Consider the following 15,002-nt stretch of genomic DNA (forward strand, 5'->3'; position numbering starts at 1 on the left):
TAATCGGCTCGGGAATGTGATATTATAACATTCGATAACTTCTGCAACGCTTAATTTCTCATGACGAATTTAGTTTCACTGGAAAATGTCTCCGTCTCGTTTGGGCAGCGCCGCGTGCTGTCTGACGTGTCGCTCGGCCTGAAGCCGGGCCGGATCCTGACGCTGCTCGGCCCGAATGGCGCAGGGAAATCCACGCTGGTGCGCGTGGTATTAGGGCTGGTAGCACCCGACGAAGGGGTGATCAAGCGCGACCGCAACCTGCGCATCGGTTATGTGCCGCAAAAGCTGCACCTCGATGCCACCCTGCCGCTGACGGTGAGCCGCTTTATGCGCCTGCGCCCCGGCGCGCGCAAGCAGGATATTCTACCCGCGCTCAAGCGCGTGCAGGCCGGGCATCTGATCGATGCGCCGATGCAAAAATTATCTGGCGGTGAAAACCAGCGCGTTTTACTGGCGCGGGCGCTGCTCAATCAGCCGCAGTTGCTGGTGCTGGATGAGCCAACCCAGGGCGTGGACGTCAATGGCCAGGTGGCGCTGTACGATCTGATCGACAAACTGCGCTGCGAGCTGGATTGCGCGGTGCTGATGGTGTCCCACGATTTGCATCTGGTGATGGCGAAAACCGACGACGTGCTGTGCCTGAATCACCATATCTGCTGCTCCGGCACGCCGGAAGTGGTGTCGATGCACCCGGAATTTATTTCAATGTTCGGCCCGCGCGGCGCGGAACAACTGGGCATCTATCGCCACCATCATAATCATCGCCACGACCTTCAGGGTCGGATTGTCCTGCGTCGGGGAAACGGTCACTCATGATTGAATTATTATTGCCCGGCTGGTTTGCCGGGATGCTGCTCGCCTGCGCCGCAGGCCCGCTGGGTTCATTTGTGGTCTGGCGGCGCATGTCCTACTTCGGCGATACCCTCGCCCACGCCTCGCTGCTGGGCGTCGCCTTTGGTCTGCTGCTGAACGTCAATCCGTTTTATGCGGTGATCGCCGTGACGCTGCTGCTGGCGGTGGGGTTAGTGATTCTGGAAAAACGTCCGCACCTGGCGATTGATACCCTGCTGGGGATCATGGCCCACAGCGCGCTGTCGCTGGGCCTGGTGGTGGTGAGCCTGATGTCCAATATCCGGGTGGATTTAATGGCCTATCTGTTTGGCGATCTGCTGTCGGTCACCCCGGCGGACATTATTTCCATCGCCATTGGGGTGGCGATTGTGATCGCGGTGCTGGCGTGGCAGTGGCGCAGCCTGCTGGCAATGACCATCAGCCCGGACCTGGCCTTTGTCGACGGCGTTAAGCTCCAGCGTGTGAAAATGCTGCTGATGCTGGTCACGGCGTTAACGATTGGCGTTGCGATGAAGTTTGTCGGGGCGCTGATTATCACGTCGCTGCTGATTATTCCGGCGGCTACCGCGCGGCGTTTTGCCCGCACTCCGGAGCAGATGGCGGGTATTGCGGTGATTATCGGCATGATCGCCGTGACTGGCGGGCTGACGTTCTCGGCGTTTTACGACACGCCCGCAGGCCCATCGGTGGTGCTGGCGGCGGCGCTGATGTTTATTCTCACCATGATGAAGAAAAGCGCGGCATAACAAAAAAGGGCGGAAATGTCCGCCCTTGTTACCTCACGGCATCGCCGGAGGGGTGATCCCGAAATGCTGCCAGGCGCGCGTCGTCGCCATACGGCCACGCGGCGTGCGCTGTAAAAAGCCCTGCTGGATCAGGAAGGGCTCCAGCACATCCTCAATGGTTTCCCGCTCTTCGCCAATCGCTGCCGCCAGGTTATCCAGCCCTACCGGCCCGCCGAAGAACTTATCGATAATCGCCAGCAGCAGCTTGCGGTCCATATAGTCGAAGCCTTCGGCGTCAACGTTAAGCATATCCAGCGCCTGGGACGCCACGTCCTGGGAAATCATCCCGTTATGGCGCACCTCAGCGAAATCCCGCACCCGGCGCAGCAGCCGGTTGGCGATACGCGGCGTGCCGCGCGCGCGCTTAGCCACTTCCAGCGCGCCCTCGTTGCTCATATCCAGGCCCATATGCTGGGCGCTGCGATTAACGATGTGCTGCAAATCCGCCACCTGATAAAACTCCAGCCGCTGCACGATGCCGAAACGGTCGCGCAGCGGCGACGTCAGCGATCCGGCGCGGGTCGTTGCGCCAATCAGGGTAAAGGGCGGCAGGTCGATTTTGATGGAACGGGCCGCCGGGCCTTCGCCAATCATGATATCCAGTTGGTAATCTTCCATCGCCGGATACAGCACCTCTTCGACCATCGGCGACAGGCGGTGAATTTCGTCAATAAACAGCACGTCGTGCGGTTCAAGGTTGGTGAGCATGGCGGCGAGATCGCCGGCTTTTTCCAGCACCGGGCCGGAGGTGGTGCGCAGATTAACGCCCAGCTCATTGGCCACGATGCCAGCCAGCGTGGTTTTACCCAGCCCCGGCGGGCCGAAAATCAGTAAGTGATCCAGCGCATCGCCGCGCAGCCTGGCCGCCTGGATAAAGATCTCCATCTGCGAACGCACCTGCGGCTGGCCGATATACTCTTCCAGCAGCTTCGGACGAATGGCCCGGTCTATGATCTCTTCCTGGGTTATGTTCGCAGCGGAAACCAGGCGGTCTGCTTCTATCATCCGTTACCTCACAATGCCGCGCGTAATGCTTCGCGGATAAGGGTTTCGCTGTCCGCATCAGGACGCGCCAGTTTGCTTACCATACGGCTCGCTTCCTGCGGTTTATAACCCAATGCCACCAGCGCGGCAACGGCTTCCGCTTCGGCGTCGTCTTTGGCCGGGCTGGCAGGCGACGTAAGCACCAGATCGGCAGCCGGGGTAAACAGATCGCCATGCAGGCCTTTGAAGCGGTCTTTCATTTCCACGACCAGGCGCTCGGCGGTTTTTTTGCCGATACCCGGCAGCTTCACCAGCGCCGCGGGCTCTTCGCGCTCGACGGCGTTGACGAACTGCTGGGCAGACATACCGGAAAGGATCGCCAGCGCCAGTTTCGGGCCAACGCCGTTCACTTTGATTAATTCGCGGAACAAAGTGCGCTCCTGCTTATTATTGAAGCCAAACAGCAGTTGCGCATCTTCACGCACCACGAAATGGGTAAACACCACCGCTTCCTGCCCCGTCTCCGGGAGCTCATAAAAGCAGGTCATCGGCATATGCACTTCATAACCGACACCGCCCGCTTCCAGTAATACCAGCGGGGGTTGCTTTTCCAGAACGATGCCTCTGAGTCTGCCTATCACAATACGCTCCTGCGGTTAGCGGCTAAAAATGTTTCCTGAGGTTCACGCAGGGATGCGTGAGGAAGATAAGGCTATCATATAAAAAAGGCTGGATAGATATCCAGCCTGATTTATCTTAACCGCCCTCTTGCCAGATTAAGCCGCGACTCGCTCATCTGTGTCGCGTTCTGGCTGATGTGGCAATGGGTGATGGCGATGGCGAGCGCATCTGCCGCATCTGCCTGCGGGTTGGCGGGCAGTTTTAGCAGGGTGCGCACCATATGCTGCACCTGGCTTTTCTCGGCGCTGCCGATGCCGACCACCGTCTGCTTAACCTGACGGGCGGCGTATTCGAAGACCGGCAGATCATGATTGACCGCCGCGACAATCGCAACGCCGCGCGCCTGGCCGAGCTTCAGCGCCGAGTCGGCGTTTTTCGCCATAAAGACCTGCTCGATGGCGAAATAGTCCGGCTGGAACTGGGTAATGATTTCGCTCACCCCCGCGTAGATAAGCTTCAGGCGCGAGGGCAAATCGTCCACTTTGGTGCGGATGCAGCCGCTGCCGAGATAGCTGAGCTGCCTGCCGACCTGGCGGATCACGCCATAGCCGGTAACGCGTGACCCCGGATCAATCCCGAGAATAATTGCCATCACGCGCCTCCGGTTTGGCTACAGCAATAATCACAACGTTGCAGCGACTTCGTCGGAGATCTCACCGTTGTGGTAAACCTCCTGCACATCGTCGCAGTCTTCCAGCATGTCGATCAAACGCAGCAGTTTCGGCGCGGTTTCCGCGTCCATATCGGCTTTGGTAGACGGGATCATGGAGACTTCGGCGTTGTCGGCTTTCAGGCCAGCGGCTTCCAGCGCATCACGCACCGCGCCCATCTCTTCCCACGCGGTATAGACGTCAATCGCGCCGTCATCGAAGGTCACCACGTCTTCCGCACCGGCTTCCAGAGCCGCTTCCATGATGGCGTCTTCATCGCCCGCTTCGAAAGAGATCACCCCTTTCTTGCTGAACAGATAGGCTACGGAACCGTCAGTGCCCAGGTTACCGCCGCATTTGCTGAAGGCATGGCGCACTTCCGCCACGGTGCGGTTGCGGTTGTCGGACAGGCATTCCACCATCACCGCCGTGCCGCCAGGACCGTAACCTTCATAAATGATGGTTTCCATGTTCGCGTCGTCATCGCCGCCCACGCCGCGCGCAATCGCACGGTTCAGGGTGTCGCGGGTCATGTTGTTCGACAACGCTTTATCAATTGCCGCACGCAGACGCGGGTTGGAGCCGGCATCGCCGCCGCCTAAACGCGCAGCGGTAACCAGCTCGCGAATAATTTTGGTGAAAATCTTACCGCGTTTGGCATCCTGTGCCGCTTTGCGGTGTTTGGTGTTGGCCCATTTACTGTGACCTGCCATAAATTTTTCCTCAAAGAGCGCGCCTTCTCAGGCTACGTTAATAACAAATTCTTCAATCGCTTGCCGGTTGCTCCACGATTTGGTGAGCGCTGCGGCTTGCGCAGCATCCACCCAGCGGTAGGTTAAGTGTTCGGTGAACACAATTTCCCGCTCGCTCGGCAGCCCCAGGCAAAACCAGGATTCGGTATTTCGCTCGATTCCCGGCGCGTAGCGATGACGTAAATGACTAAAAATTTCAAACTCCACCGTGCGTTGACAGTCCATCAAGGTCAGTTGCTCAGCAGCAACGTCAATCGAGACCTCTTCCTTTACTTCACGCGCGGCGGCCTGCGGCGCGGTTTCCCCTTCTTCTACGCTGCCGGTAACCGACTGCCAGAATTCCGGGTCATCGCGCCGCTGCAACATCAGCACCCGCTTCGTATCTCTCGCAAAAATCACCACCAGGACAGAAACGGGACGCTTATAGGCCATATCAGTTTTTCTCTTCCTTCTTCACCACCGCGATGCCCAGCTCTTCCAGCGCCGCCTGGTTGGCGAAGCTCGGCGCTTCGGTCATCAGACAGGCCGCCGCCGTGGTTTTCGGGAAGGCGATCACGTCGCGAATGTTGTCGGTGCCGGTGAGCAGCATGGTCAAACGGTCCAGACCGAACGCCAGGCCCGCATGCGGCGGAGTACCGAATTTCAGGGCGTCGAGCAGGAAGCCGAATTTCTCGCGCTGTTCCTGTTCGTTGATGCCCAGGATGCCGAATACGGTCTGCTGCATCTCGCCGCTGTAGATACGCACCGAGCCGCCGCCCACTTCGTAACCGTTGATCACCATATCGTAGGCGTTCGCCACGGCATTTTCCGGCGCGGCTTTCAGCTCGGCGGCGGTCATGTCTTTCGGTGAGGTGAACGGGTGATGCATCGCGGTCAGGCCGCCTTCGCCGTCGTCTTCAAACATCGGGAAGTCGATGACCCACAGCGGTGCCCAGGCGTTTTCGTCGGTGATTTTCAGATCTTTGCCCAGCTTGAGGCGCAGCGCGCCCAGCGCGTCGGCGACGACTTTTTTGTTGTCCGCGCCGAAGAAAATCATGTCGCCATCCTGCGCGCCGGTGCGCTCAAGGATCGCGTTGATGATGTCGGCGTTAAGGAATTTGGCGATCGGGCTATTGATGCCTTCAATACCGGCGCTGCGCTGGTTAACTTTAATGTACGCCAGGCCTTTCGCGCCATAAATGGTCACGAACTTGCCGTATTCGTCGATCTGTTTACGGGTCAGCTCAGCGCCGCCCGGTACGCGCAGGGCAGCCACGCGGCCTTTGGCATCGTTGGCCGGGCCTGCGAAGACGCTGAATTCCACGTCTTTCACCAGATCGGCGACGTCCACCAGCTCCATCGGGTTACGCAGGTCCGGTTTATCGGAACCGTAACGACGCTCGGCTTCGGCAAAGGTCATTACCGGGAATGCGCCCAGGTCCACGCCCTTCACATCCAGCCACAGATCGTGAACCAGCTGTTCCATCACTTCACGCACCTGCGGCGCGGTCATGAACGAGGTTTCCACATCGATCTGGGTAAATTCCGGCTGGCGATCGGCGCGCAGGTCTTCGTCACGGAAGCACTTCACAATCTGATAGTAACGGTCAAAACCGGACATCATCAGCAGCTGCTTGAACAGCTGAGGCGACTGCGGCAGCGCGTAGAATTTGCCTTTATGAACGCGAGACGGCACCAGATAGTCGCGCGCGCCTTCCGGCGTGGCTTTGGTGAGCATCGGGGTTTCGATATCCAGGAAACCGTGGTCGTCCATAAAGCGGCGCACGAAGCTGGTGATTTTCGCGCGCGTTTTCAGGCGCTGAGCCATTTCCGGACGACGCAGATCCAGGTAGCGGTACTTAAGACGCGCTTCTTCGGTGTTGACCTGGTTAGAGTCCAGCGGCAACGGCTCGGCGCGGTTGATGATGTTCAGTTCGGTGGCGAACACTTCCACTTCGCCGGTCGCCATGTCGCGGTTAATATTGCGTTCGTCGCGCGCGCGCACCAGGCCTTTGATTTGAATGCAGAACTCATTACGCAACTCGGAAGCCAGCTTGAACGCCGCATCGCGGTCGGGATCAAAGAACACCTGAACAATGCCTTCACGGTCACGCATGTCGATAAAAATAAGGCTACCGAGATCGCGACGACGATTAACCCAACCACACAGCGTCACTTCTTGTCCCACATGGGACTTATTGAGCTGCCCGCAATATTCTGTACGCATGAGATATCCCTTAATTTTGCCGCAGGCCGTTTGTCACCTGCCCCGCAGGCACCACTGTCGCAGCTTTACACTGGATGAAAAAAGGCGGCTATTATACTGGAATTTCCGCACTACGATAAGCCCGAACCCGTCTGGTCGCGCGATTGCTATGCGCCGAACGGTCGATTCTCACAAAAATTAACAAAATTTGCGGCCCGATCCGCCCTCAGGTGCAGGTAAGGTAACGAAAATTTCCCATAATGAAGAGATGACTATGCTGACGTTAAACACCGCCTCTACCGCCTTAGTGATTATCGATTTGCAGGAAGGCATTCTGCCGTTCGCCGGTGGCCCCCACACTGCCGACGAGGTGGTCGCCCGCAGCGCGCGGCTGGCAGAACACTTTCGCGCCAACGGCGCGCCGGTGGTGATGGTGCGCGTGGGCTGGTCGCCCGATTTCGCCGAAGCGCTGAAGCAGCCGGTGGATGCCCCCGCCCCTGCCCAGGCGCTGCCGCAGGAATGGTGGCACTACCCGGTGGCCTTAGGAAAACGCGACAGCGATATTGAAGTCATCAAACGCCAGTGGGGCGCATTCTACGGCACCGACCTGGAGTTGCAGCTGCGTCGCCGCGGTATCGACACCATCGTGCTGTGCGGGATCTCCACCAATATCGGCGTGGAATCCACCGCGCGCAACGCCTGGGAGCTTGGCTTCTCGCTTATCCTGGCGGAAGACGCCTGCAGCGCGGCCAGCGCCGGGCAACACCAGAACAGTTTCAGCCATATATTCCCCCGCATCGCCCGCGTGCGTTCGGTGGAGGAGATCATCGCCGCCCTATGATCTATATCGGCCTGCCGCAGTGGTCGCACCCCAAATGGGGGCGGCTCGGTATCAGTACGCTGGAGGATTACGCCCGCCACTTTAATTGCGTGGAGGGCAATACCACCCTGTACGCCCTGCCGAAAGCGGAGATTGTTGAACGCTGGCGCGCCCAGACCACCGACGATTTCCGCTTCTGTTTTAAATTTCCGGCGACCATTTCCCACCAGGCCGCGCTGCGCCAGTGCGAGGATCTCACGCAGGAATTTTTCACCCGCTTATCCCCGCTCGCCGGGCGCATCGGCCAGTACTGGTTACAGCTCCCGGCGACGTTTGGCCCGCAGGATCTCCCGGCGCTGTGGGCGTTTCTCGGCGGGCTGCCTGGCGAATTCACTTACGGCGTGGAAGTGCGCCACCCGGCGTTTTTCGCCAAAGGCGACGCGGAACAGGCGCTGAATCGCGGCCTCCGCCAGCGCGGCGTCAACCGGGTGATGCTAGACAGCCGTCCGGTGCATTCGGCGATCCCCACCACGCAGGAAATCATCGACGCCCAGCGCAAAAAACCTAAGGTGCCGGTGCATGCGCTGGTAACGGCAGAAAATCCGATGGTGCGGTTTATCGGCAGTGACGATATGGCGCGTAATGCCGAGTTTTTCGAGGCCTGGCTGGGTAAACTCGCTGACTGGCAACAGACCACCACGCCGTACCTGTTTTTACACACCCCCGATATTGCCCAGGCGCCGGAGCTGGTGCATACCTTGTGGCCGACAATGCAGGCCGCGTTAACCGGCATCGGACGCGAGCCTGCTATCCCCCATCAAAACTCACTCCTTTAGGCGGTGGAGAGTTCCCGTGACTCCAGGCTATGATACGTAAAGCCATTTTTGGTTCTAAAGGGAGTTTGTATGGTCAGCGCGCTGTATGCCGTGTTGGGAGCGTTGTTACTGCTTAAGTTTTCTCTGGACGTGGTGCGCATGCGCATGCAATACCGCGTTTCTTACGGCGATGGCGGCTTTAGCGAACTGCAAAGCGTGATCCGTATTCACGGTAACGCGGTTGAAAATATCCCCGTGGCGCTGCTCCTGCTGCTGTTTATGGAAATGAACGGCGCGGAGACCTGGATGGTGCACGTTTGCGGCATTTTGATGATTATCGGACGCCTGCTGCACTACTACGGCTATCACCACCGGCTGATCCGCTGGCGGCGCTCCGGAGCCAGCGCTACCTGGGTTTCGATGTTGCTGATGGTGCTGGCTAACGTCTGGTATATGCCGTGGGAGTTGGTTTTCTCGATTCATTAGCGCAAAATACGCGCCTTTCGTTATTCCCGGAATTTTTGTATGTCTGACCGCGACACCCTTTTCTCTGCGCCGGTAGCTAAACTCGGCGACTGGACCTTTGATGAACGCGTGGCTGAAGTCTTCCCCGACATGATCCAGCGTTCCGTCCCTGGCTATTCGAATATTATCTCGATGATCGGTATGCTGGCAGGCCGCTTCGTGAAGCCGAATACGCAGGTTTACGATTTGGGCTGTTCGCTGGGCGCGGCGACGCTGTCGGTGCGCCGCAATATTTCCCATGAAGGCTGCCAGATTATTGCCGTCGACAACTCCGCCGCCATGGTGGAGCGCTGCCGCCGCCATATCGATGCCTTTAAAGCCCAGACGCCGGTGCAGGTGGTCGAAGACGATATCCAGAATATCGCCATCGAAAACGCCTCCATGGTGGTGCTTAACTTCACCCTCCAGTTCCTCAATCCGGCCGATCGCCAGACGCTGCTGAACAAAATCTATCAGGGGCTGATCCCCGGCGGCGCGCTGGTGCTGTCGGAAAAATTCAGTTTTGAAGACAGCGAAGTGGGCGATCTGCTGTTCAACATGCACCACGATTTTAAACGCGCCAACGGCTACAGCGAGCTGGAAATCAGCCAGAAGCGCAGCATGCTGGAAAACGTGATGCTCACTGATTCGGTGGAAACCCACAAAACACGCCTGCATCAGGCCGGTTTTGAGCACTGCGAACTGTGGTTCCAGTGCTTTAACTTTGGCTCGCTGGTGGCCCTGAAAGCGGGTGGCAACCATGATTGATTTCGGTAAATTTTACCAGCGCATCGCCTGCAGCCCGCTGGCGCCGTGGCTGGAAACGCTGCCGGCGCAGATCGCCCAGTGGCAGCGCGAGTCGCTGCACGGCCAGTTCAAACTCTGGCACAGCAGCGTTGAACACCTGCCGACCCTGACCCCGCATTATCTCGATTTGCTGCACAGCGTCACCGCGCAGTCGGAACAGCCGCTGAGCGACGGACATCGCCAGCGCATTGAAACCCTGCTGCGCAATCTCATGCCGTGGCGCAAAGGGCCGTTTTCGCTGTATGGCGTGGATATCGATACCGAATGGCGCTCAGACTGGAAATGGGAGCGCGTGCTGCCGCACCTGTCGCCGCTGGAAGGCCGCACCATCCTCGACGTGGGCTGCGGCAGCGGCTATCATCTGTGGCGGATGATCGGCGCGGGCGCGCATCTGGCGGTGGGCATCGATCCGATGCAACTGTTCCTGTGCCAGTTCGAAGCGGTGCGCAAGCTGCTGGGCGACGACCAGCGCGCGCATCTGCTGCCGCTGGGCATCGAGCAGCTACCGGCCCTAAAAGCATTTGATACTGTGTTCTCGATGGGCGTGCTGTATCACCGCCGCTCGCCGCTGGATCACCTGTGGCAGTTAAAAGATCAACTGGTCTCTGAAGGCGAACTGGTGCTGGAAACCCTGGTGGTGGAAGGTGATGAAAACACCGTGCTGGTGCCGGGCGATCGCTACGCGCAGATGCGCAACGTCTATTTTATTCCGTCCGCGCTGGCGCTGAAAAACTGGCTGGAAAAATGCGGGTTCGTCGATGTGCGCATTGTCGATCACTGTGTGACCTCGCTGGAAGAGCAGCGCCGCACCGGCTGGATGACCACCGATTCGCTGGAGGCGTTCCTGTCGCCGGACGACCACAGCAAAACCATTGAAGGCTACCCTGCCCCGCTGCGCGCGGTGCTGGTGGCCCGCAAGCCCTGATGCAGTGGCCGCCGGTGACCCGGCGGCCTGACGATTACATCCCTGCGCCCACGCGTTTCAGGCGTGACGCCACTTTCTCCGCTGCCTTTTTGCCCGCCAGGAAGGCGTGATCCGAATTGTAATACTCCCACTCGCTGTAACGCCCCGCCAGGATGACGTCATAGTTCAGCAGCCACTGGCGCACCGTTTCGACGTTCGCCGCCCGCGCGTGGTCATAGATCACGTAGGCGTAGGGGATATCCACCAGATTGGCGGTGAGGATCTCGTCATCGGCGTTAATCATGCCCACCCTGATGCACTCTTCGATGCAGCGGTCGATCAGCGCCTGTCCGTCTACCGGCAGCGGCACGTCCTGGGAATAGGTGATTTCGCAGGTCAGGCCGCACCCGCCCGGCGGATTACAGTAAGGGCTGGCGTTACCCTGCACGAAGATGCGGTGGAAAATGGTCTCTTCCGGGTAATAAACCCAGTGCTTCTCGGTAAGATCGCGACGTCCGATACCCAGATTGACGCAGCGCACCGAGGTGTGTCGCAATCCCCTGGCGGCGCTGAGCACCTCTGCGGGCACGTCGCCGTCGAGCATATTGACCAGTACCGGCAGCGGCATGGTGCTGATCAGTTGTTCATAGCGATAGCGCCGCCCATCCGCCAGCACCGCGATATGTTCGCGCGGCAGCAGTTTGATGATTTTGGCGTTGGTTTCCAGCTTGCCTTTCAGCAGCGGCAGAAAACCGGACATCAGCGCCTGGAAGCCGCCGCGCAAGGGGTAGCCAAAACGGGCGTTAGGACCGACGGGCTTCGTGCTGGGAGCCAGCGCGCCGTCGATGATCTGCCCGATATCCGGCAGCGGCACCCGCCCGCCAAGCCAGGACGTCTCCATTTCCGACAACGGGACTTTCCACAATTTTTGGTTGTAGGGAACGGCGAAATACCTGGCAATGCCGGCTCCCCAGGTCTGGTAGATAAACTGCTCAAAGTTGGCGGCGCGTTTATCCCGCGCGGTGAGCGTGCAATCATCCTGCGGCACGGCCCCGTCGCCGCAGCAATCTTCCATTTTCAGCGCGGACGCATTCGCCGGTTGCAGGCGGTTTGCGGCGTTGTATTGCGCCTCCACCGCGCCAAGAATGCACTCTTTGATCACCGGCGCGGGCAATCCGTACAATGCGCCCTGGAACGGGTAGCGGGTATAGGTGTTCTGGCTGTAAACCCAGGCTTCACGATCCTGCCAGTGCAGATTGTCTTTCAACAGCAGTTCATACATTTCCAGCACGTACGGATCGGCGGAAAACATAATGTGGCCCGCGTAATCGAAGGTGAACCCGTTGTCCTCTACCGAGCGGCACCAGCCGCCTACCGTGGCGTTTTTTTCCAGCAGTACCGCTTCACTACCGATATGCAGCGCGGCGCTCAGACCGGTGGGCCCCGCGCCGAGGATCAGGCAGCGGGCGAAATGCGCATCCTGTTTGGTGGTGGCAGGGATACGAGTGACCCCCGGCGCGGCGGGCGACGGGCGGGCTTCGACAGCCGCGTCGTCGCGGGTTTCGCTTTCCCGTAATGCCTCGGCCATCAGTTTATGCATGGCATCGACCGTCGAATCCCAGGAGGTGGCGTTGATGATCGATTTCATCCGCTGCGCCTGGTCCTGGCGTCCGCTGTCGCTGAGGGCCAGCGCCTGCTGGCAACCGTGGATAAACGCCTCAGAGTCATCCGCCACGCAGACGATATCGCCATACGGCACTTTCACGTCGGTAATAGCGGTACTGACAATGGGCAACGCCGCTGCCATATACTCCAGTACTTTGGTCGGGCTGATATAGCGGGTCGAGGCGTTGAGGGCGAACGGCATCAGGCAGACGTCCCACCCGGCTAAAAACTGCGGCAGCGCCTGGTAGGGCTGCTGGCCGAAGTAATGAATATTGGCGCGCTGCGGCAGGCTGGCGGGGTCGATTTTCACCACCGGCCCGACCATCACGATTTGCCACGCTGGGTTAGCATCCGCCAGCGCGGCAATCAACCCGCAATCAATACGCTCGTCGATAACCCCGTAATAGCCGAGCCGGGGATGCGGCACCTCATCCTGCAACGGATGGGCGTTTTGCCGATCCAGCGCCTGCTCGAAATGCACCGCGTCAACGCTGCTGGGGAAGCACCAGACATTGTCATGGCGGTTCTGCTTCGCCGCGTACAGGCTCGGCCCGCCGGTGAACACCAGGTCGGCGCGGGTCAACAGCGCCGATTCACGCTGCAACAGCTGGCGCGGCGCGTTTTTAAAGGCCGAGAGCTCATCCATGCAGTCGTAGATCATCAGCGACGGATGAAAAGGCTCCGCCAGCGGCAGCGCCATCGGGGTATAAAACCAGATAATCGGTTCGGGAAATTCACTGCTGAGGTCGGTCATTAACGGCTGTAACTGCGCGATTTGCTCATCGTGGAAACCCGGCGCATGGACGGGACTGTGGGGACGAATAACGGTGACGTTCGGCGCGGGCGTGGCGCGGTGTAATCCCGCCGCGCCCTCTTCATATACCGGTTCTTCAATAAACACCACAGGGTAATGTTGCGCGAGGCGCGTTAATAAATGCTGTGGTCGCTGCCAGACAAAATCCCAACGTAAATGACTAAAAACAATAAGCGTCTTGGTATTCACTGTTTGCCCCTTACCAGCCTGTCGCAAGCGATGCTGGCCCTGAAAATGTGCAAGAGAACGTTGCGCGCGGCGTAGTGCGTGCGCGTAGGGGAAATCTATTTTTCGCAATAGCGGATCGGCGCCCTCATGCAGCGGTTCCCACAAACCACTGCGATGCCAGACCTGCGCATCTTCCCAGTCGGGTCGATCGAGGATCGGATACACGCAGATGCCGAGCATGTCCGCTCCCGCCAGCTGCGCGTGCGCCACTTCCGTTGCAATGTGATTTATCCAGGCTCCGCGCCCGCTGCCGACATGGCTGGTTTCCGCCAACAGCAGCGGCCGTCGGTATCGCTGATGCAGTTCTGCAAGCATTTCAAATAGCGGCTTGCGCCGCGCATCGCCTAAATGCCAGGGCAGAGGTTGACGGTTATCAACCTGCCACTGGTTGTTGTGGTAATAATTCGCGCCAATGATGTCGAGGTAGCGCGGCGCGCCGCCTAGTTCCGGCGCTTCGTTGCCGCACAGCATGTCCCACGCCTGATACTGGGCGTGGGTTTCTGCGACGGCGAGCCGTTGCGACGCCTCGTCCTGTGGGTTCGCCAGCAGATGGATAATCGGATCGCAGTGTAAAATTCGCGCCCGGCTGTCGGCTTGCCAGATGGCATCGCAGGCGGCGATGGCGGCGCGCACCAGCTGGCGTTTACAGGCGCGGCCGGTCTCCTCCCCCGGCGGCTCCGACGAGGGGATAAATCCCACCGACAACGCCCAACTGGTAAACGAGATCTCATTAACGGGCGAATATACCGGCGCATCGCGATACCAGGGTTTCAGAAAGCGCGCCAGCGCGCCGCAAAACTGGGCAAAGCGCGGCACGAAATCCGCCTCCAGAATCGATAACTCTGTTGGCCAGCCGTAATGGCAAACGGTCCAGCTTACCTGGATGTGATGCTCACGGGCGGCGATCATGCGCTTCGCCACCGATGAGAAATCATACTGGCCCTGACGATCCGCCAGCCGCCAGCCGACGCTTTCCCGCACCGTGGCAACATCAAACCGCTTAAGCCTGCCGTAATCCTCCGCCGCGCGCTCCAGATGACCGGTGGCCTCATTCATTGAAAGCGGCACGCCCAGCCGGTTGATATGATCGGCACCCTCATAACCCGCCTGCCAGAAACTGCTGAACAGCACCATCTTCCTCTCTTAACAGCCCATAGCTGCCTGAGTAAGGGATCGTGGGAGGGTTATCTCAGGGTATCGGGGCAACATGGGCTATAAAAAAGGCATAGCCATCCTGTACCTTGAGATAAGGCTCAATGAAAGTTAATCTACGAAGAAAAAAACTCGTCAGAGCGCAAACAATTATTAGACGCTATTTTCGCCCGGTGTTTAATTCTGGCTCATGCTTTAACATAACGCCAATCCAGACAATAAAATAAACGGTTAATGGTATAAATTTTTGTTTTACGCGTCAGGTTTAAGCGAAACAAAAAATGCAATCAAGGCAACACTTCCTACAAATATTTCATCACGGAAATGTTTGTTATAAAATAACTCACGCCGGATAACGTTAATTTACAGGATATTAGATGAACACTTCTCCCCAACGCTTAACA

The 15,002-nt window shown here is 58.7% G+C and carries 14 protein-coding genes; 7 read left to right on the top strand and 7 right to left on the bottom strand.

Translation table 11 applies throughout. The annotated features are described in order from the left end of the window. Nucleotides 1-60 precede the first annotated feature (60 nt). Nucleotides 61-816: a zinc ABC transporter ATP-binding protein ZnuC gene (gene znuC, locus GV764_RS18320; RefSeq protein WP_125291911.1), complete on the top strand. Its 756-nt coding sequence runs from the start codon at nucleotides 61-63 to the stop codon at nucleotides 814-816. Then, a complete protein-coding gene (gene znuB / locus GV764_RS18325) occupies nucleotides 813-1,598 on the top strand; it encodes a zinc ABC transporter permease subunit ZnuB (protein WP_161661374.1) in 786 nt (261 codons plus the stop codon). The genes znuC and znuB overlap by 4 nt, the downstream gene beginning before the upstream one ends. Nucleotides 1,599-1,631: 33 nt before the next feature. Here the strand turns inward: znuB and ruvB are convergent, their stop codons facing one another. The 6 genes from ruvB to aspS all read right to left on the bottom strand — a co-directional run bounded on the left by ruvB (nucleotide 1,632) and on the right by aspS (nucleotide 6,910). Next, on the bottom strand, nucleotides 1,632-2,642 hold the full coding sequence (gene ruvB, locus GV764_RS18330; protein WP_161661375.1) for a Holliday junction branch migration DNA helicase RuvB: 1,011 nt from the start codon (nucleotides 2,640-2,642) through the stop codon (nucleotides 1,632-1,634). A gap of 8 nt (nucleotides 2,643-2,650) precedes the next feature. Continuing rightward, nucleotides 2,651-3,262: a Holliday junction branch migration protein RuvA gene (ruvA, locus tag GV764_RS18335; RefSeq protein WP_125291908.1), complete on the bottom strand. Its 612-nt coding sequence runs from the start codon at nucleotides 3,260-3,262 to the stop codon at nucleotides 2,651-2,653. Between the two features lie 110 nt (nucleotides 3,263-3,372). Next, nucleotides 3,373-3,894: a crossover junction endodeoxyribonuclease RuvC gene (gene ruvC, locus GV764_RS18340; RefSeq protein ID WP_125291907.1), complete on the bottom strand. Its 522-nt coding sequence runs from the start codon at nucleotides 3,892-3,894 to the stop codon at nucleotides 3,373-3,375. Between the two features lie 30 nt (nucleotides 3,895-3,924). After that, complete coding sequence (locus GV764_RS18345; RefSeq protein ID WP_002462916.1) at nucleotides 3,925-4,665, bottom strand: YebC/PmpR family DNA-binding transcriptional regulator; 741 nt, start codon at nucleotides 4,663-4,665, stop codon at nucleotides 3,925-3,927. Between the two features lie 27 nt (nucleotides 4,666-4,692). Next, nucleotides 4,693-5,136, bottom strand: a complete 444-nt coding sequence (gene nudB / locus GV764_RS18350; RefSeq protein WP_125291906.1) for a dihydroneopterin triphosphate diphosphatase — start codon at nucleotides 5,134-5,136, stop codon at nucleotides 4,693-4,695. Nucleotide 5,137: 1 nt separating this feature from the next. Next, nucleotides 5,138-6,910 carry an aspartate--tRNA ligase gene (gene aspS / locus GV764_RS18355; RefSeq protein ID WP_161661376.1) on the bottom strand — a complete coding sequence of 591 codons (1,773 nt, stop codon included), beginning with the start codon at nucleotides 6,908-6,910 and terminating at the stop codon, nucleotides 5,138-5,140. 253 nt (nucleotides 6,911-7,163) lie between these two features. Between aspS and GV764_RS18360 the strand changes: the two genes are divergently transcribed. The 5 genes from GV764_RS18360 to cmoB all read left to right on the top strand — a co-directional run bounded on the left by GV764_RS18360 (nucleotide 7,164) and on the right by cmoB (nucleotide 10,760). Next, complete coding sequence (locus tag GV764_RS18360; RefSeq protein WP_161661377.1) at nucleotides 7,164-7,730, top strand: hydrolase; 567 nt, start codon at nucleotides 7,164-7,166, stop codon at nucleotides 7,728-7,730. Continuing rightward, nucleotides 7,727-8,545, top strand: a complete 819-nt coding sequence (locus GV764_RS18365) for a DUF72 domain-containing protein (RefSeq protein WP_161661378.1) — start codon at nucleotides 7,727-7,729, stop codon at nucleotides 8,543-8,545. The genes GV764_RS18360 and GV764_RS18365 overlap by 4 nt, the downstream gene beginning before the upstream one ends. Before the next feature lie 69 nt (nucleotides 8,546-8,614). Continuing rightward, nucleotides 8,615-9,010 carry an MAPEG family protein gene (locus GV764_RS18370; RefSeq protein ID WP_125291902.1) on the top strand — a complete coding sequence of 132 codons (396 nt, stop codon included), beginning with the start codon at nucleotides 8,615-8,617 and terminating at the stop codon, nucleotides 9,008-9,010. 39 nt (nucleotides 9,011-9,049) lie between these two features. Beyond that, nucleotides 9,050-9,796: a carboxy-S-adenosyl-L-methionine synthase CmoA gene (gene cmoA / locus GV764_RS18375; RefSeq protein WP_161661379.1), complete on the top strand. Its 747-nt coding sequence runs from the start codon at nucleotides 9,050-9,052 to the stop codon at nucleotides 9,794-9,796. Next, nucleotides 9,789-10,760 carry a tRNA 5-methoxyuridine(34)/uridine 5-oxyacetic acid(34) synthase CmoB gene (gene cmoB, locus GV764_RS18380; protein WP_161661380.1) on the top strand — a complete coding sequence of 324 codons (972 nt, stop codon included), beginning with the start codon at nucleotides 9,789-9,791 and terminating at the stop codon, nucleotides 10,758-10,760. The genes cmoA and cmoB overlap by 8 nt, the downstream gene beginning before the upstream one ends. Nucleotides 10,761-10,794: 34 nt before the next feature. Here cmoB and GV764_RS18385 read toward each other — a convergent pair whose 3' ends face one another. After that, complete coding sequence (locus GV764_RS18385; protein ID WP_161661381.1) at nucleotides 10,795-14,580, bottom strand: FAD-dependent oxidoreductase; 3,786 nt, start codon at nucleotides 14,578-14,580, stop codon at nucleotides 10,795-10,797. Nucleotides 14,581-15,002 lie beyond the last annotated feature (422 nt).

It is taken from the genome of Atlantibacter hermannii, assembly GCF_009907385.1.
In the GTDB taxonomy this organism is placed as follows: Bacteria; Pseudomonadota; Gammaproteobacteria; order Enterobacterales; family Enterobacteriaceae; genus Atlantibacter; species Atlantibacter hermannii_A.